Source organism: Brevundimonas sp. KM4 (assembly GCF_000964075.1).
Classification (GTDB): domain Bacteria; phylum Pseudomonadota; class Alphaproteobacteria; order Caulobacterales; family Caulobacteraceae; genus Brevundimonas; species Brevundimonas huaxiensis.
In genome coordinates, this window is sequence record NZ_JZRG01000029.1 from 1 (window position 1) to 15,856 (window position 15,856).

General features: G+C 63.3%; 18 protein-coding genes and 3 tRNA genes. 5 read left to right on the forward strand and 16 right to left on the reverse strand.

Features of this window, described 5'->3' with window-relative positions; translation table 11 throughout:
* Nucleotides 1–17 precede the first annotated feature (17 nt).
* The 3 genes from VH88_RS13555 to VH88_RS13565 form a co-directional block, all read right to left on the reverse strand.
* Nucleotides 18–980 (reverse strand): hypothetical protein, encoded by a 963-nt coding sequence (locus tag VH88_RS13555; protein ID WP_156146847.1) that lies wholly within the window; start codon nt 978–980, stop codon nt 18–20.
* Nucleotides 981–1,224: 244 nt separating this feature from the next.
* Nucleotides 1,225–1,947, reverse strand: coding sequence for a DUF1365 domain-containing protein (locus tag VH88_RS13560; protein ID WP_045811762.1), 723 nt, complete (start codon nt 1,945–1,947; stop codon nt 1,225–1,227).
* A gap of 32 nt (nt 1,948–1,979) precedes the next feature.
* Entirely contained in the window at nt 1,980–3,317 is a 1,338-nt protein-coding gene (locus tag VH88_RS13565) for an NAD(P)/FAD-dependent oxidoreductase (RefSeq protein WP_045811715.1), read from the reverse strand.
* A gap of 166 nt (nt 3,318–3,483) precedes the next feature.
* Here VH88_RS13565 and VH88_RS13570 point away from each other — a divergent pair, with 166 nt between their 5' ends.
* The 3 genes from VH88_RS13570 to VH88_RS13580 are packed head-to-tail and all read left to right on the forward strand — an operon-like array spanning nt 3,484 to nt 5,500.
* On the forward strand, nt 3,484–4,062 hold the full coding sequence (locus tag VH88_RS13570; RefSeq protein WP_045811716.1) for a sigma-70 family RNA polymerase sigma factor: 579 nt from the start codon (nt 3,484–3,486) through the stop codon (nt 4,060–4,062).
* The gene (locus tag VH88_RS13575; RefSeq protein ID WP_045811717.1) at nt 4,059–4,697 is read left to right on the forward strand and encodes a ChrR family anti-sigma-E factor; all 639 of its coding nucleotides are present in this window, start codon (nt 4,059–4,061) and stop codon (nt 4,695–4,697) included. The genes VH88_RS13570 and VH88_RS13575 overlap by 4 nt, the downstream gene beginning before the upstream one ends.
* Entirely contained in the window at nt 4,694–5,500 is an 807-nt protein-coding gene (locus VH88_RS13580) for a DUF1295 domain-containing protein (protein WP_082064507.1), read from the forward strand. Before VH88_RS13575 ends, VH88_RS13580 begins: the two co-directional genes overlap by 4 nt.
* Nucleotides 5,501–5,507: 7 nt before the next feature.
* Here VH88_RS13580 and VH88_RS13585 read toward each other — a convergent pair whose 3' ends face one another.
* From VH88_RS13585 to VH88_RS13625, 9 genes are all read right to left on the reverse strand, one after another.
* Complete coding sequence (locus VH88_RS13585) at nt 5,508–6,470, reverse strand: rhodanese-related sulfurtransferase (RefSeq protein WP_045811718.1); 963 nt, start codon at nt 6,468–6,470, stop codon at nt 5,508–5,510.
* A gap of 27 nt (nt 6,471–6,497) precedes the next feature.
* Nucleotides 6,498–6,574, reverse strand: a tRNA-Arg gene (locus tag VH88_RS13590).
* A 19-nt stretch (nt 6,575–6,593) separates the two neighbouring features.
* Complete coding sequence (locus VH88_RS13595; protein WP_082064508.1) at nt 6,594–6,956, reverse strand: ETC complex I subunit; 363 nt, start codon at nt 6,954–6,956, stop codon at nt 6,594–6,596.
* 20 nt (nt 6,957–6,976) lie between these two features.
* Nucleotides 6,977–7,053, reverse strand: a tRNA-Pro gene (locus tag VH88_RS13600).
* A 45-nt stretch (nt 7,054–7,098) separates the two neighbouring features.
* A complete protein-coding gene (locus VH88_RS13605; RefSeq protein WP_052689615.1) occupies nt 7,099–7,578 on the reverse strand; it encodes a DUF192 domain-containing protein in 480 nt (159 codons plus the stop codon).
* A 21-nt stretch (nt 7,579–7,599) separates the two neighbouring features.
* Nucleotides 7,600–8,139 carry a cold-shock protein gene (locus VH88_RS13610; protein WP_045811719.1) on the reverse strand — a complete coding sequence of 180 codons (540 nt, stop codon included), beginning with the start codon at nt 8,137–8,139 and terminating at the stop codon, nt 7,600–7,602.
* A 218-nt stretch (nt 8,140–8,357) separates the two neighbouring features.
* Nucleotides 8,358–8,432 (reverse strand) — tRNA-Glu (locus VH88_RS13615).
* Nucleotides 8,433–8,510: 78 nt separating this feature from the next.
* On the reverse strand, nt 8,511–10,322 hold the full coding sequence (gene recJ / locus VH88_RS13620; protein ID WP_045811720.1) for a single-stranded-DNA-specific exonuclease RecJ: 1,812 nt from the start codon (nt 10,320–10,322) through the stop codon (nt 8,511–8,513).
* Between the two features lie 39 nt (nt 10,323–10,361).
* Nucleotides 10,362–10,787 (reverse strand): hypothetical protein, encoded by a 426-nt coding sequence (locus VH88_RS13625; RefSeq protein WP_197071091.1) that lies wholly within the window; start codon nt 10,785–10,787, stop codon nt 10,362–10,364.
* 108 nt (nt 10,788–10,895) lie between these two features.
* Between VH88_RS13625 and phaC the strand changes: the two genes are divergently transcribed.
* Both phaC and VH88_RS13635 read left to right on the forward strand, forming a co-directional pair.
* Nucleotides 10,896–12,836 (forward strand): class I poly(R)-hydroxyalkanoic acid synthase, encoded by a 1,941-nt coding sequence (phaC, locus tag VH88_RS13630; protein ID WP_156146848.1) that lies wholly within the window; start codon nt 10,896–10,898, stop codon nt 12,834–12,836.
* On the forward strand, nt 12,833–13,210 hold the full coding sequence (locus VH88_RS13635) for a hypothetical protein (protein WP_045811722.1): 378 nt from the start codon (nt 12,833–12,835) through the stop codon (nt 13,208–13,210). Before phaC ends, VH88_RS13635 begins: the two co-directional genes overlap by 4 nt.
* Here VH88_RS13635 and msrB read toward each other — a convergent pair.
* The 4 genes from msrB to rplM form a co-directional block, all read right to left on the reverse strand.
* Entirely contained in the window at nt 13,207–13,710 is a 504-nt protein-coding gene (gene msrB / locus VH88_RS13640) for a peptide-methionine (R)-S-oxide reductase MsrB (RefSeq protein ID WP_045811723.1), read from the reverse strand. The genes VH88_RS13635 and msrB overlap by 4 nt on opposite strands.
* Before the next feature lie 39 nt (nt 13,711–13,749).
* Nucleotides 13,750–14,700, reverse strand: coding sequence for an N-acetyl-gamma-glutamyl-phosphate reductase (gene argC, locus VH88_RS13645; protein WP_045811724.1), 951 nt, complete (start codon nt 14,698–14,700; stop codon nt 13,750–13,752).
* Nucleotides 14,701–14,802: 102 nt separating this feature from the next.
* Nucleotides 14,803–15,297, reverse strand: a complete 495-nt coding sequence (gene rpsI, locus VH88_RS13650; protein WP_017503896.1) for a 30S ribosomal protein S9 — start codon at nt 15,295–15,297, stop codon at nt 14,803–14,805.
* A gap of 2 nt (nt 15,298–15,299) precedes the next feature.
* Nucleotides 15,300–15,776 (reverse strand): 50S ribosomal protein L13, encoded by a 477-nt coding sequence (rplM, locus tag VH88_RS13655; protein WP_017503897.1) that lies wholly within the window; start codon nt 15,774–15,776, stop codon nt 15,300–15,302.
* Nucleotides 15,777–15,856 lie beyond the last annotated feature (80 nt).

Here is a 15,856-nt window from a genome sequence, read left to right on the forward strand (position 1 = left end):
GAAAACTCAGGGGCACGTCAGTGGTTTTTCAACATTTGCGGATTGCTGAGCGTAGTGCCCGGCCACTCGTGAATATCAGAATTCAGGGTTCTGAAAGCGCGCTCATGCGGAGACCGCGCCTCTGGCAACCCCGGCAGCCCGATCTCCAGGTCGATGCCGTATCGATCACAGGACCATTTGAAGGTGTCGTTGTCGAACTCTCCAGCACCATCGACCATGACGCATTCTGGAAGGCCGCTACACTCCCATTCTCCCGGCACCAGATAGGTACGTAGCAAGTGCGTTTTGTTGGTCACGACCATCGCCATGGCCATCGCCACGGTTTCTCGTCCGGGCGGAAACCTGGAGAGAAAGCCGGCAAGCTTCACGCCCGTAAACAGGTCTGTAGCCGTCGTCAGCGTGGGCCGAACGACGTCATCAGGTCGCTCGATGCTCAGCACCTTCACGTCGGCTGGCGTGTGATCGATGATGACAAACTGAAGAGGCCTTTCGGCTTCCAAAGTACCTTTCTGGAGCATGTGTAGGCGACGCCCCGCCCGACCGTGACGTTGCGAGGCGAAATGCGCCGGATCACGTTTGTAAATGCATAGAATGGCGCGCCGTATAGTCGACTCTGATGGCTGCTCCGCTGCCGGCACTCCGTTGATCTCGAAGTGAGACGCGAGATCGGCGCTCAGCTTCCGGTCATTTCGCTTTTTGCTCGCTCTTTCATACGTCCAAGCTTCGATGATCCTCATCAACCGTGTCGAGATTCGAGTACCTGGCTTGGGTCCTGTTTTTCCGGGTTTCCAAGCTTCGAATGTGTCGAAGACCTTGGCTCGTCTGATGTCGCCTTGATGGGTTTTCAAGGAGACATTTAAGGTTTGCTTCAGAACGCTTTCGGGCAGCGCATAGCCACCGAATTCGCCAGCCGCTATCCGACGTGCAACGACAAATCGTCGTCTAAGCCGTTCTTCATAGGCACTGGATGCGGAAGGCATGATTGGCGACTCCTATCGCCAATTAACAAACGCCTTTAGGCATGGCCGCGCTAGCAATGACCGATACCACAATTGCTTCTTCAGGCCTGACGGTAGTAATTGTGAGCCAAATGGTCCTCCGCAATTTGGGAAATTTCACAATTTCCGCGACGCTATGGAGCGCATGAGGCGGCAATCAATCGCGACAAAAGCCGGAATCAATCATGGTCGGCTACACGGCTTTCCTGAGCTTGGTGTTGGACACTCACTGGCGTGTCTGCCGTTTGGGCTGCTGTGTCAGACCAACACCCTTGAGCCATAGCTTCAGCGCCTCCCAATGGATCGCCGCGACCACCTTGAACGTCATCAGCGGGATTGCTGCTGTCGCAGCGGCGATGTTGCGATCCTCCAGGCGTTCCCGCTTGGCCGCCATAGCGGCCGTGATCAGCACGCCTTCGGCATCTAGCCCATCGATGGTCATGTCCAGGCGATCGCCCGGCGTATGGCCACGGAACTGGTAATCCATCTCCATGCCCATGAATGGCGACACATAGAGCGCCTTGGCCGCGCCCTGACGAATGACGCCTGCGGCCCGATCCTCGATCGGGATCGGAATGACATAGGCGTGGCGGATGCCGAAGGTGCTGGTCACCTCGTACACCATGGCGGCCAACCGTCCGTTCGGCCAATGGCAATAGTAAATGCTGATCGGGTTGAAGACGTATCCAAGGACGCGCGGCATGGTTAACAGGCGGACAGGTCCGCCTGCGAGATCGATGCCGGCTTGAGCCATCCACGCATCCACCTGAGGACGCAGAGCGCCAGAACCGTCTCCGTAATCCTTGTCGTGGAAGGACAAGAGATTGAACCGATTGCGCGAAAACAGGCGCAGGCGCGCGTCCACATCATCGATTTCCGACAGGTCAAGCAGAAGCCAGAAGACGCGATAGTTCAGCCTATGGGTCTTGGGGCGAAGGCGTCGGTGCATGACCCGGCCGCGATAAAGGGCCGAGCTGAATATCACGCGGCACGTTCCAGCTGAGCGCTCGCCGGCGTCGTCAAATGAATGCGACCGCTTTCGTTGGCGACAGACCAAGGGCGACGTACGCCGCCGAGTTGCTCGGCGACGGCGAGGCCGGATTGCAGGCCATCCTCGTGGAAGCCGGCGCCGAAATGGGCCCCGCAGAACCAGACGCCCCCCTGCCCTTGCAGGCTCCACAACTGCTTTTGCGCCTTTATGGCCGCAGGATCGAAGATGGGGTGCTCGTACAGTTCGCTGCGTAAAATCGTGTCGGCGCGCGGTGGACGCGGTGGATTGAGCGTCACGAACAGATCGTCGCCCGGCAGGCCTTGCAGGCGGTTCATCCAATAAGTGACGCAAAGGCCGTCGTCCGCGCCAATATAGTTCCAGCTGGCCCAGGCGCGACGACGATGCGGCATCAGGCCGGCGTCGGTATGCAGGACGGTCAGATTTCGGCTGTACCGGAAAGCGCCGAGCAGCGCCTTCTCCTGCGCCGTCGGTTCGGCCACCATCGCCAGAGCCTGGTCGGCATGGGACCCGATCACAACTTGGTCGTAGCGCTCGATCCCGCCTTGGCTGTCGTGAACGAAGACGCCCTGGTCGCTGCGCCGCACCGCAGTGACGCCATGGTCCAGCCGAATGTCCTGGATGGCGCGAGCGAGATGTTCGACATAGACGCGGCTGCCACCCTCGACAGTGCGCCACAGCGGGCGTCCCACCAGTTTCAGCAGACCGTGATTGCCGCAGAAACGGATGAAGGACTCGGCCGGATAGTCCATCAGCGTGTGCGCCGGCGATGACCAGATCGCGGCGGCCATGGGCAGCAGGTGATCGTCGCGGAACGCCTCGCTGAACCCTTCGCGCTTCAAATAGTCGCCGAGCGTCAGCGAAGAATCAGACATCGCAGCCAAATCCTTTGGCGCCTCGCGATAGAAGCGCAGAATTTCGCTCAGCATGGACCAGAAGCGAGGACGCAGGGCGTTGCGACGCTGAGCAAATAGGCCCGGCGCGGCATATTCGAACCGCCCATCATCCAGGGAGACGGCGAAGGACATATCCGTCGCCCGTGTCGCGATCCCCAAATGCTCGAACAGGGCTATAAGATTGGGATAGGTCGCGTCGTTAAAGCAGATGAAGCCGGTGTCGACGGCGATGTCGCCAGAAGGCACGCCGGCCATAACTGTATTGGAATGCCCGCCCAGCCGGTCGCCCTTTTCGTAAAGCGTCACGTCATGGCGTTTCGACAGAAGCCAGGCCGAAGACAGAGCGGCGACGCCAGATCCGACCACAGCGATCTTTTGACGTTCGGCAGAGGGCGTCGCGGACGACAGGGGCATGAAAACTCCGAAAGATACGCCGCAGCGCAATCGCTAGGGCATGAACGGATTACGGGTCGCCGTCATGTTCGGATCGCGATTGATCCAGACATTTCCGCTGAGCGTATTAGTGTTCATGCATGCCGAGCCGTTATCCTTCGCATCAACGCCATGTCGGTCAAACCGCATGAAGGCGCTCGACAGCTTGCCTGATCCGCTGCTGCATGATCGGCTGATCGAACAGATCGCCCTGAGACGCGATCGTGACGCGTTCGCTGCGCTCTTCGCCTATTTCGCGCCGCGGCTGAAGGCCTGGCTGATCAAGTCGGGCGCGACGCCTGGCGCGGCCGAGGACTTCGCGCAGGACGCCATGCTGACCGTGTGGCGCAAAGCCGATCTGTTTGATTCGTCCAAGGCGCGCGCCGCCACGTGGATTTTCACCATCGCTCGCAACCGTCGGCTGGACATGCTTCGTCGTGACGCGCGTCCCCTGCCGACGCCCGAAATCGAGCTGGCGGGGGACGACGTTCGCCGACCCGATGAACTGCTGTCGATGTCGCAAGACGCGGACCGCGTGCGCGACGCTCTGGCCCGGCTCAGCGCTGACCACGTCGAGGTCCTGCGTTTGGCCTTCTTCATGGACAACTCTCATTCCGAGATCGCCAAACATCTCGGCCTGCCGCTCGGCACCGTCAAATCCCGTATTCGTAACGCCATGACCAAGCTTCGTATGATCCTCGCGCCGTCCGAGGAGGCTGCGCGATGAAACCTCAGCGCAATCCCTCCGAAGAACGTTTGCTGGCCTATGCGGCCGGCACGCTCAGCCCGCCCGAGGCTGTGGTGATGGCGGCCCATCTGGCGATGCGGCCGGCCAATGACGCCTGGGTGCGCGACCTGCAGTCGGTCGGCGGCGAGTTCTTAAACGAGACGCTCCCCTCCCCCTTGTCGAATGATGCGCTCGCCTTGGCGATGGCGCGGATCGAGACGGATGCCGGCAAGGCCAGACACAGCGCGCCCCTGAACGACATGCCCGAGCTGCCCGAGCCGCTGCGACGCTATGCGCTGGGTCCATGGCGCTGGGTCGGGCCCGGCATGCGCGTGCGCGATGTCCATGCGCCGCGGGATGGGGATTGCCGTGTCATTCTTCTGAAGATCGAATCGGGTCGTGAGACGCCAAAACACACGCATGGCGGCGTCGAGCTGACCTGCGTCATCTCCGGCGCCTATGCGACCGAAACCGAGCGGTTCGATGTGGGGGACTTTGAAGAGGCGGATCCGGAGGTGCTGCATCAACCCCGTGTCGTGTCGGACGAGCCGTGTCTGTGCGTCGTCGCGCTTGACGGTCAGATTCAGCTGGATGGGTGGGTCGGCAAGCTGATCCAGCCCTTCGTTCGCCTGTGACGGCTCTTGCGACCATTTGGGGTGTCGCGGCCCTATTTCTCGTTGTTGTCATGTCTACGGCCTGGCTGGTTCAGAAACGAACCGGTCAGGGCGGTTGGGCGGACGCCTTCTGGTCGCTCGGACTGGGAGCAGCCGGCGTCGGCGTCGCGCTGTTTCCGATCGACGGCGCCACTCCGTCGTTGCGCCAGTATCTCGCAGCGCTGCTGATTGGCCTTTGGGGCTTGCGGCTAGGATCTCACATCGCTGTTCGCGCCGCCCACGAGGAGCGCGAAGACGCTCGCTACGCGCGTCTGCGAGAGGACTGGGGCGCCGGTTTTCAGGTGAAGATGTTCGGCTTCCTCATGTTGCAAGCCGGAGCCGCAGCCTTCCTGGCGCTAAGCGTGATGGCGGCGGCGCGCAACCCAGCGCCGGGCCTGACGCTCCAGGATGTCTTAGCGACACTAATCTTTGTCGGAGCCCTGATTGGCGAAGCTGTTTCCGATCGCCAACTGGCGGCCTTTAAACGTAATCCGGCCAACAGGGGCGGAGTCTGCGATATCGGTCTGTGGGCCTGGTCACGCCACCCAAACTACTTTTTCGAATGGGTGAGTTGGTGCGCCTGGCCTGTGTTCGCCATCAATCTGAGCGGTGAATGGCCTTGGGGTTGGCTGGCGCTGACAGGGCCAGCGTATATGTACTGGCTTTTGACCAAGGTGTCCGGCGTGCCCTTGCTGGAAGAGCATATGCGACAGTCGCGACCCAAGGCGTTCGAGGCCTATGCCGCCCGCACCAGCGCGTTCTTCCCTCGCCCGCCCCGGCGATGAGGCGATATTAGTCTTTCTGAGCTGACCCCAGATGCGTTTCGCCCCGCTCGCGGGCTATCTGCATCTGCCTGTGCCGCTCGGCATATCGCTGCCGCTGGACCGCGTCGCGGGCGTCGTGACAGCGCTCGCAGCACACGCCTTCGATATAGTGCGGCGAAGCCCGACCGGCCTCATCCACGGGCAGACGACATCCCCGGCACAAGGTGTGGGGACCTTGCCTCAGGCCGTGCCCGACCGAGACGCGTTCGTCAAAGACGAAACACTCTCCACGCCATAGGCTCTGATCCTCGCCTACAGTCTCAAGATACCGAAGGATGCCGCCTTCCAGATGGTGGACGTTCTCCACGCCCTCGGCCTTCAGGAAGGCGGTCGATTTTTCGCAGCGAATGCCGCCGGTGCAGTACATGGCCACGCGCTTGGCGCCGGTCTGCTCAATCAGGGCGCGACCTTCGCTGCGAAACCAGTCTGGGAAATCGCGAAAGCTTCGAGTATTCGGCTGGACGGCCCGTTCGAACGCGCCGATCTCGCCCTCATAGTCGTTGCGCGTATCGATTACCAAGGTCTCGGGATCGGCGATCAGGGCGTTCCAGTCCGTGGGCGCAACGTAGACGCCCGCCTGGTTCGCAGGGTCCAGATCCGGCTGTCCCATGGTGACGATCTCGCGTTTGACGCGCACCTTCATCCGGTGGAAAGGCAGGGCGTCGGTCCAGGCGTATTTGAGTTCGAGCGTCTCGAAGCCTCGCATGGCATGGATCGCGGACAGCACCGCTGCGATGGCCGCCTCTGATCCGGCGATGGTGCCGTTCAGACCTTCCGGCGCGACAAGCAGGGTCCCCCTCACCTGCCCAGCGTCGCAGACCGCCTGAAGCGTCTTGCGTACGGCGTCGGGGTCGGGGTCGGCAACCGGCGCGAACCGGTAGAGCGCGGCGACAAGGACGGCTTGGCTGGACGAGGCCTGATGCTCGGTCATGGATCAGCCCCTCGAAGGCGCCGGAGATGGCGCGCCCAGCAGGACTCGAACCTGCAACATCCCGCTTAGAAGGCGGGTGCTCTATCCGGTTGAGCTATGGGCGCTCTGGCAAGACGTTAGACGTCAGTGCGTCCAGGACTGCTTGCGGTTGGTAGCGAAATTGTCGGCATAGGCCTTGATGATCACTGGCGGATCGTTCGGCTCGTGCAAGCGGAAGGCGATGCCATGACGTTCGGCGTATTCGATCGCTTCTTCCTTCGATTCGAAGCTCAGCCGAACCTGGCCGTTCATGTCGGTGGAGCTGGTCCAGCCCATTAGCGGATCGATGGTGCGCGCCGACGCGGGTTCGAATTCCAACCGCCAGTCGCGGCTCTTGGCCTTGCCCGACTGCATCGCAGTTTTGGCCGGGCGGTAGATGCGAGCCAACATGGCGAAATCCTCAGTGACGGCGTGGTCTGTGACCCTGCCATAACGCGCGCCGGACATATGATCCAGCGGCCTTCCGTTGGTCGGGGCGAGAGGATTCGAACCTCCGACCCTCTGGTCCCAAACCAGATGCGCTACCAGGCTGCGCTACACCCCGGACCGAACGGAGCGCTCTATTGGCACTTCGCGACGCGATCCGCAATCAAGGCTTGAAATAAGGATGTAAAACTTTGTCGCCGGGCTTGGCGTTGATTTCGGCCGCCCGCCCTGCCCGCAGTTCCAGGACGCCGTTGGCGGCGCCATTGGAAGGTATCGGCGCCTCGGAGAACGGCGTGGCGTGCGAAGCGATGGAGACGATCCGGCCCTGCGGATCGATATACAGAATGTCCAGCGAACTCGGCGTGTTGCGCATCCAGAAGCTTTGCTCGCGCGGCGCTTCTCCCGGCCATTGGAACAGCATGCCGCGGTCGGCCTCCAGCGGTGGACGGAACATCAGCCCCCGTTGACGTTCGGGCTCTTCGTCCGCGATCTCGACCCAGAACTGATGCTCGCCCGACGTGGTCACGACGGCCAACTTTTGCAGCGGCTCGCCATTGGGACCGACCGGCGCCTTGGCCGCGCATCCGGCAAGCGCGAGCATAATAAGCCCGGCCATCGCAAAACGTCTCGTCGCCTTGATCATACGCCTCTCCTGAGCGCTGGATCAGTCGCCCGTTCTGATGTCCGCCACCACCAGACCCTTGGGCCCGTTGGCGAATCGCACCCGCACCGCATCGCCCGGAATCAGATCATCCAGGCCGCAGCGACGTAGGGTTTCGATGTGGACGAAGATATCGCCCGGCTCGCGATCACGCACGACGAATCCGTAGCCCTTGGTGCGATTGAACCATTTGACCAGGGCGGTCTCCAGCTGTTCGTCACTTTCGGCGACCGGCCGCGGCGGCGGCGAAGTCACAGGTCGACGCACGGCCGGCGTCGCTTCGCCCTCGCCCAGGTCATGGATCTCGATCGTCTGCCAACCCTTGGCGCGCTTGACGCAGTCGCAGGTGATGGTCGCGCCTTCATCGGCCGCGTCACGGCCGAGATCGCGCAGGCTGCTGATATGCAGCAGGACGTCTCTTGTTTCGGTCAGGGTCGGATCGTCAGGGACGATGAACCCATAGCCCTTGACGGCGTCGAACCACTTCACGCGCCCAGTGACGCGAACGGTCTGCGCCGTTTCCGTCTCTCTAAAGTCAGACACTTAAAAACCCCCGCCCGCGCCTCCAGCGGACTCGTTTTATATTTAACACCGTTCCGCGAAATTTTGAAAAGCGGAAAAGGCGCGTCTATGCAGAAGCTTGCGTGTGGGAGTGCAAACGCGCGTTACGGATGCCGGCGAATGAGCGCCTGTTTCGTCTGCAATTTTGTTTAGGCTGTTTGGCGGGAGCCTCAAAAGGCTCAACCATAGTCCTGCCCGCGTGGCAGTCCCTAGGGGAATCGAACCCCTCTTTTCAGGTTGAAAACCTGACGTCCTAACCGATAGACGAAGGGACCGCTGCGCGGGAGAGCCGGCGATATAGCCGCGCCCTCGGGGCGGTGCAAGCGTGGATTTTCAGTTTTTTGGAGAGGTCGTCAGATCATTCGAGGATCGGCGACATCCTCGATCTCGAACTGCACGCCCTTGCGGCCATTCCAGTCGTCAGCCTTCAGCCGGCCCACGACACTCAGCCCGCCCTGCCCCGACAGCAAGGCCTGGCCCGTCGGCAGATCGGCGCAGCGCCAGGCGATGGCCTTGACCGACGCGCCATCCGGGCCGACCAGCCGGCACCGCACGTGACCGCCATTCATGGCGACGGGTTCGCGGGCTTGAACCCCGCTTAGGGCGAAGCTGGGTTCCGGGTTGGCAGGGCCGAATGGGGCCAGACGCTCGAACGATTCGAACAGATCGCGCGTCGCCGCCGCAGGGTCGATCAGGGCGTCGATCTCAAGCACGTCCTGTGCGACAGCTTCGACCCTTTCGGTGGCGAGTCTCTCGTTCAGGAAGACGGTCAGCTCGGACACGCGCGCACCGTCCATCGTCAGGCCTGCCGCCATGGCATGACCGCCGCCAGCGAGCAGGATCCCGCTCTCCCATGCCGCCTGGATCGCGCGTCCCAGGTTCATGCCTGGCTGTGACCGGCCCGAGCCCTTCCCGAGACCGGTGACGGGATCGACGCCAATGACGATCACCGGCTTGCGCCAGCGCTCGCGCAAACGGCCGGCGACGATCCCGACGACGCCCGGATGCCAGTCCTCGCCCGCGACCACGACGACGGCGCTCTCGTCGGCATGGGCGCCGGTCGCCTCGACTCGACGAACGGCGGCGTCGGTGACGGCTCGCTCGACATCGCGCCGTGACACGTTCAGGGCATCGAGCTCGATCGCCAGGGCCTCGGCCTCGGCCGGATCATCCGTCGACAACAACCGCGCGCCGAGGTCGGAGCGACCGATGCGTCCTCCCGCATTGATGCGCGGTCCCAGGATGAAACCGGCATGATTGCTCTTGGCCGGTCCCGGTTCGGCGCCGGCCGCCGCCAACAGCGCGCGCAGACCCGGATTGCGCCAGTCGCTCATGACCTTCAGACCAAGGCCGGTCAGCGCGCGATTGAAGCCGGTTAGCCCGGTCACGTCGCAGATGGCGCCTAGGGCCGCCAGATCCAGCCACTGACGAATGTCCGGCTCGATCCTCTCGGCGAACAGGCCCCGACGCCGCCCCTCCCGGTTCAGCGCCGCCAGAAGCACGAACACGACGCCCGCCGCCGCCAGATTTCCCTGACCCGAATTGCAGCCCGGCCGGTTCGGGTTGACGACCGCCAACGCCGTCGGCGGCTCGCTGCGCATCAGGTGGTGATCGATCACGACAACGTTCAGGGCGATGGCGGCCGCATGGGCCAGGGCTTCGTTCGCCGCCGCCCCACAATCCACCGTAATGACCAGGTCCGCGCCCGACGCCTTCAGCGTGTCGAAGGCCCTGGCGCTGGGGCCGTACCCTTCAGTCATCCGGTCCGGAACATAGATCGGAAGCGGATGGCCCATCGCCCGAAACCAACGCACCAGCAGCGCCGCGCTGGAGGCCCCGTCCACGTCATAGTCGGCGAACACATGAATGTTCGCCTTGGCCTGTAATGCGTTCAGGATCGCATCGGCGGCCGTATCCATGTCCATGAAGCTTGAAGGATCGGGAAACAGGGCGCGCAGGGTCGGGGTGAGGAAATCTTGGCCCTGGTCTGCGCGAACACCCCGCGAGGCCAGCGCTCGGGCCAGCAGCTCTTCCAGATTCAGGGTCTGCATGTGCGCGCGCGTGGTTGCGGCATCGGCCGGACGTTGACGCCAGGCGCGCCCGGACAGGGATCGAGACACGCCGAGGAATGCGTTCAGTGTCTTTGCGCCGCCGTCGTCTGCCATCAGCACATTATCGCGGGATTCTGCCTCCCGCGCGACCGGTCATCGCGTCGGGCGACGGTCGAGCGGCGGTGGAGCCTTGGCCCTGTCACGCAGACTTTGGGCGAAGGCCTCGATATCCGCCTGGGTTCGGACGGCGTCGGGCGACACCGGAACGGCGTTCACGGCCGCGCGTGTTTCGGCGGCGAGCGCCTCGGCGTCGCCGAGCGTCCAGTCGATTCGTGCGATCTCGCTGGTCAGCGTCGCGCTGTCGCCTTGGAGACGCTGCACATTCGACGCGACCTGAGTGACCGGCGGCAGATCGGTCGGCGCTGCCGGAAAGTCCTCCCAGCGCGGATAGCGCCGATTGGCGTCGACCAGTTCCTGGATACGTGGCGCAAGCGGCGAGACAGCCTCCGTCTTGGAGGCGGATGCGCCGACACAGCCGCTCAATGGCGTCGCGATCGCGGCTGCGGCGATCAGGATCATCTTTTTCGAGTGCGACGCGTTCATTTCCTTGATGGTCTTATGCCATCATCGCGGTGCGCGGAAGGGCGGATGAACCGCCCTCTGGCGCAGGAAGCGCGAAGGACGATCATGGCCAAGACTCCCAGAACGCCGACAGACGCCCCCGACCGCCCCGCACGCAAGGCCGGACGTCCGACGTCCGCCAAGCCCCGCCCGCCTCGCCAGCCCAAATCGAAAACTGCCGAAACGCGGGAAGCGGCCGCCGAAGCCCATTCCGAACCGACTCCTGAACCGACCGCAGCGACGCCCAACCAGGCCGAGTTGATCGAAACCCTGTCGATGAATCTGGCCAAGGCGGCCATGATGGCCCAAAGCGCGATCGCCGAGGCGGCGCTGACCCAGGCCGATCGGCCGGCCGCCCTTTCCGCCGATCCCTTCAACGTCGCGCCGGCCATGACGTCAGTCATGACCAGCCTAGCCGCCCAGCCCGACAAGATGATTCAGGCACAGGCTGACCTGTTTGGCCGCTATATGCAGCTCTGGTCATCGACGGCGCGTCAGGCGGCCGGCGAGGCGCCCGATCCCGCACCGGTCGACAAGCGGTTCAAGGACCCGGCCTGGTCCGAAAACCCGATGTTCGACATGATGCGGCGATCCTATCTGCTGACATCAGACTGGATGAACGGCCTGATCGCCGGGGTCGAGGACGTCGATCCGACGCTCAAACGTCGCGCCCAGTTCTTCACCCGCCTGCTGACCGACGCCTTTTCGCCGTCGAACTTCCTGGCCTCCAACCCCGTCGCGCTGAAAGCCTTGGCGGAGACCAGCGGCGAATCACTGGTGAAGGGCATGCAGAACTTCGCCGCCGATCTGGAACGTGGCGGGGGATCGCTGCGCATCAGTCAGGCCGACTATGGCAAGTTCGTCGTTGGCGAGAACGTCGCCACCGCGCCGGGCCAGGTCGTCAGGCGCGACGAGTTGTTCGAACTGATCCAGTACGCACCCTTAACTGAGAGCCAGCACGAAATCCCGCTGCTGATCTTCCCGCCCTGGATCAACAAATTCTACATCATGGACCTGCAGCCGGCGAACTCGCTGATCCGCTGGCTGTCGGCTCAGGGCTTTACGGTCTTCGTCTGTTCCTGGGTCAATCCGGACAGGGACAAGGCTGGCTTCGGCTTCGACGACTATCTGGAAAAGGGCATCTATCGCGCGGTCGAGAAAACGCTGGAGCAGGCGGAAACCAAGCAACTGAACGCCGTGGGCTATTGCATCGGCGGCACCCTGCTTGGCGCTGGCCTGGCCCATATGGCGGCCAAGGGCGACAAGCGCATCGCCGCCGCTACCTTCTTCGCCGCTCAGCATGACTTCGCCGAGGCCGGCGACCTGCTGCTGTTCACCGACGAACACTGGATCGCCGAGATCGAGCGTCAGATGGATGCGGCGGGCGGCGTCCTGCCGGGCGCAGCCATGGCCGAAACGTTCAACGCCCTGCGGTCCAACGACCTGATCTGGTCCTTCTTCATCAGCAACTATTTGCTGGGCAAGGATCCGCCCGCCTTCGACCTGCTGTTCTGGAACGCCGATCAGACCCGCATGCCCAAGACCCTGCATCTCGACTATCTGCGTCAGATGTATGGAGCCAATGCCTTGGCCAAGGGGCAGTTCGAGATCGGCGGCCTGACGGCGGACCTGTCGAAGGTCGAGATCCCGCTCTATTTCCAGGCCAGCCGCGAGGATCACATCGCGCCGATGAACTCCGTCTATCGGTCCGCCAAGCTGTTTGGCGGCAAGGATGTGACCTTCACCCTGGCCGGGTCAGGTCATATCGCCGGCGTCATCAACGCCCCGGCCGCAAAGAAGTATCAGCACTGGACCAACCCTGCCCTTCCCGCGACCTTGGCCGAATGGCAGGCGGAAGCCATCGAACATCCCGGCAGCTGGTGGGAGCATTGGTCGGCCTGGCTCGGCGCGCGATCCGGGAAGCAAATCCCCGCCCGCGACCCGGCCATGGGCCCGCTCAAGCCCATCGAGCCGGCGCCGGGCAGCTATGTGAAAGTGAAGTCTTGAACCGTCTCGAACCCAACGCCCTGCTCGCCGTCAGCACAGGCGTCGCCTTGATCCTGCTGATCATGACAGCCAGCCTGTTCGGAGAACCGGGCAACACGGTCAAATATGTGATCTCGGCCGTCATCTGCGCGGCCGCCTTCGTTCTGCTCAACGAACGAATGGCGCGCGCGATGAAACGTCCGGTCGCTCAGCCGCTGATCCACGTCAGCACGCCGGGCACGGCGGTCTGGGCCGGACTGTTTCCATTGATCGTCATCGCCATGGCCTGCGCGCCCGTTTTCTTCGCCGGTCACGACTATGGTCTGCTGGTGATCATCGCCTCGGTCATCTTCGGCCTGACCGTCGATTCAGCCGTGCGCGCCCTTCGCGCCTAGGCCGAGACGAACTTCAGCGCCACGCCGTTGTTGCAGTAGCGTAGCCCCGTCGGACGCGGACCATCGTCGAACACATGCCCTTGGTGTCCCAGGCAGCGGGCGCAATGATATTCGGTGCGTGGAATGCCGATGGCCAGGTCACGCTTCTTGCCGACATTGGCGGCGATCACGTCATAGAAGCTGGGCCAGCCGGTGTGGGAATCGAACTTCCACTGCGATCGGAACAGCGGCAGATCGCAGCCCTTGCAGACGAAGGTCCCGCGAGCGTGCTGATCGTTCAGCGGGCTGGAATAGGGACGCTCCGTCCCCTCGTGCCGCATGACGCGCCAGGAGGCGTCGCCCAAGCGTCGTCGCCAATCCGCATCGGACACCCGACGATAGGGCGAGGCTGCATATTGCCCCTCCCCGGCTTCGGACGTCTCAGGCGAACAGGCGGACAGGGCGAGCGCGCCGGCGCTCATCAGAAGGCCCCGGCGATTCAGAATCAGGGACTGGGTCATGTCCCTGATACGACGCACGCCGCCGAATGGTTTCAGACCTCAGATCAGACCGGTCGCTTCATCCAGGCCCAGCATGATGTTCAGGTTCTGCACCGCCGCGCCCGACGCACCCTTGCCCAGGTTGTCGAGCAAAGCGACCAGCCGCGCCTGCTCGCCGTTGCGATCGCCGAAGACATGCAGACGCAGGCGATTGGTGCCGTTCAGGCCTTCGGGCGCGATGCCGGTCATGGCCTCGGTCTCCTCCAGGTCGGCGACCTCGACGAACCGCTGGCCGTCATAGGCCTCGACCAAGGCGCCGTGCAGCCGTTCGACAGAAGGGGTTTCCGGCAGGGCCCCCAGATGCAGCGGAACCTCGACCAGCATGCCTTGGCGATAGTTTCCGACCGCCGGCGTGAACAGCACGTCTCGGCTCAGACCTGTGTGTTTTGTCATTTCAGGCACATGCTTGTGCCTCAGCGTCAGACCATAGGCGCGATAGGCGGTCGCGGCGCCCCCGCTGTCTTTTGCGGCCGCCTCGAGCGCGGCGATCATGGCCTTGCCGCCGCCGGAATAGCCCGACACCGCATTGACCGTGACCGGATAGTTGGCGGGCACCAGACCCGCCTTCACCAGCGGCCGCACCAAGGCAATGAAACCCGTGGGATAACAGCCGGGGTTCGAAACGAACTGAGAGCGCGCGATCAACGCACGCTGCCCGGCATCCATTTCAGCAAAGCCATAGGCCCAGCCTGGCGCGACGCGATAGGCGGTCGAGGCGTCGATCACCTTGACCGACGGGTTCTCGATCATGGACACGGCTTCCCGCGCCGCATCGTCGGGCAGACACAGGATCACCGCGTCAGCGCCGTTCAGGGCCTCACGCCGCGCATCCGCATCCCGACGACGCTCGCCCAGCAACAGCAGTTCCAAATCCGGGCGCGCTTCCAGCCGCTCGCGGATTTCCAGCCCCGTGGTGCCGGCCTCGCCGTCGATGAAGATGGTGTGGGTCATTTGTCTCTCCCGTTCCTTCTCCGCTTAAGGGAGCAAAGGCGCAAGAAAAAGGGCGCTCCGGGTCTCCCCGAAGCGCCCCAAATCCAAACCGCGTAAACGCGATCAGCGCTTCGAGAACTGGAAGCTGCGGCGAGCTTTGGCGCGGCCGTACTTCTTGCGCTCGACGACGCGGCTGTCGCGGGTCAGGAAGCCATGCGGCTTCAGAACCTTGCGCAGTTCCGGTTCGAAGTGCGTCAGGGCGTGCGACAGGCCGTGACGAATGGCGCCGGCCTGGCCCGACAGGCCCGAACCTTCGACGGTGCAGATCACGTCATACTGCGTGGCGCGATCCGAGACGGTCAGCGGCTGAGCGATCATCATGCGCAGCACGGGACGAGCGAAATACTGCTCCTGGTCCTTGCCGTTGATGGTGATCTTGCCGGTGCCGGGCTTCACCCAGACGCGAGCGATGGCGTTCTTGCGCTTGCCGGTCGAATAGGCGCGGCCCTGGGCGTCCAGCTTCTGGACATAGACGGGCGCGTCGTTCTCGACCGAAGAGCTCAGGCCCTTCAGGGCGTCGAAGCCGGTGGCGGTTTCGGTGTTGGTCACGTCGGTCATGCTCAGACGCTCCGGGTGTTCTTGGGCGACGCCGACTTGAAGTCGATCGTTTCCGGTTGCTGGGCTTCGTGGTCGTGCGCGGCGCCGGCGAACAGGCGCAGGTGCGTCATCTGCTTGCGGGCCAAGGGGCTTTCCTTGGGCAGCATGCGCTCGACGGCCTTTTCAAGCACGCGTTCGGGGAAGCGGCCGCCCAGAACCTTCTCAGGCGTGGTCGACTTGACGCCGCCCGGGTGACCGGTGTGGCGATAGTAGATCTTGTCGGTGTTCTTCTTGCCAGTGAACACCACCTTGTCGACGTTGGTGACGACGACATAGTCGCCGCAATCGACGTGCGGGGTGTAGTCGCCGCGGTGCTTGCCGCGCAGACGGTTGGCGATGAAGGTCGCAAGGCGGCCCACCACGACGCCTTCGGCGTCGATGTGGATCCACTTCTTCTCGACCTCGGCCGGCTTCAACGAAGCCGTAGTGCTCTTCAGCATGAGGGGGTTCCTGGAGACGAAAATCGGGTCCGGCCCCCGAGGGAACCGAATGAAGGCGCGCTGATACAGGAGACGATTGG

Excerpts from the sequence above, each read along its gene's own strand:
- VH88_RS13595 (WP_082064508.1), bottom strand. The coding sequence starts at position 6,956 with ATGTCCGGCGCGCGTTATGGCAGGGTCACAGACCACGCCGTCACTGAG.
- VH88_RS13625 (WP_197071091.1), bottom strand. The coding sequence starts at position 10,787 with ATGATCCTGATCGCCGCAGCCGCGATCGCGACGCCATTGAGCGGCTGT.
- recJ (WP_045811720.1), bottom strand. The coding sequence starts at position 10,322 with ATGGCAGACGACGGCGGCGCAAAGACACTGAACGCATTCCTCGGCGTG.
- VH88_RS13570 (WP_045811716.1), top strand. The coding sequence starts at position 3,484 with ATGAAGGCGCTCGACAGCTTGCCTGATCCGCTGCTGCATGATCGGCTG.
- rpsI (WP_017503896.1), bottom strand. The coding sequence starts at position 15,297 with ATGACCGACGTGACCAACACCGAAACCGCCACCGGCTTCGACGCCCTG.
- VH88_RS13605 (WP_052689615.1), bottom strand. The coding sequence starts at position 7,578 with ATGATCAAGGCGACGAGACGTTTTGCGATGGCCGGGCTTATTATGCTC.
- VH88_RS13560 (WP_045811762.1), bottom strand. The coding sequence starts at position 1,947 with ATGCACCGACGCCTTCGCCCCAAGACCCATAGGCTGAACTATCGCGTC.
- argC (WP_045811724.1), bottom strand. The coding sequence starts at position 14,700 with ATGACCCACACCATCTTCATCGACGGCGAGGCCGGCACCACGGGGCTG.
- VH88_RS13585 (WP_045811718.1), bottom strand. The coding sequence starts at position 6,470 with ATGACCGAGCATCAGGCCTCGTCCAGCCAAGCCGTCCTTGTCGCCGCG.
- VH88_RS13555 (WP_156146847.1), bottom strand. The coding sequence starts at position 980 with ATGCCTTCCGCATCCAGTGCCTATGAAGAACGGCTTAGACGACGATTT.
- VH88_RS13565 (WP_045811715.1), bottom strand. The coding sequence starts at position 3,317 with ATGCCCCTGTCGTCCGCGACGCCCTCTGCCGAACGTCAAAAGATCGCT.
- VH88_RS13575 (WP_045811717.1), top strand. The coding sequence starts at position 4,059 with ATGAAACCTCAGCGCAATCCCTCCGAAGAACGTTTGCTGGCCTATGCG.
- rplM (WP_017503897.1), bottom strand. The coding sequence starts at position 15,776 with ATGCTGAAGAGCACTACGGCTTCGTTGAAGCCGGCCGAGGTCGAGAAG.
- msrB (WP_045811723.1), bottom strand. The coding sequence starts at position 13,710 with ATGACCCAGTCCCTGATTCTGAATCGCCGGGGCCTTCTGATGAGCGCC.
- phaC (WP_156146848.1), top strand. The coding sequence starts at position 10,896 with ATGGCCAAGACTCCCAGAACGCCGACAGACGCCCCCGACCGCCCCGCA.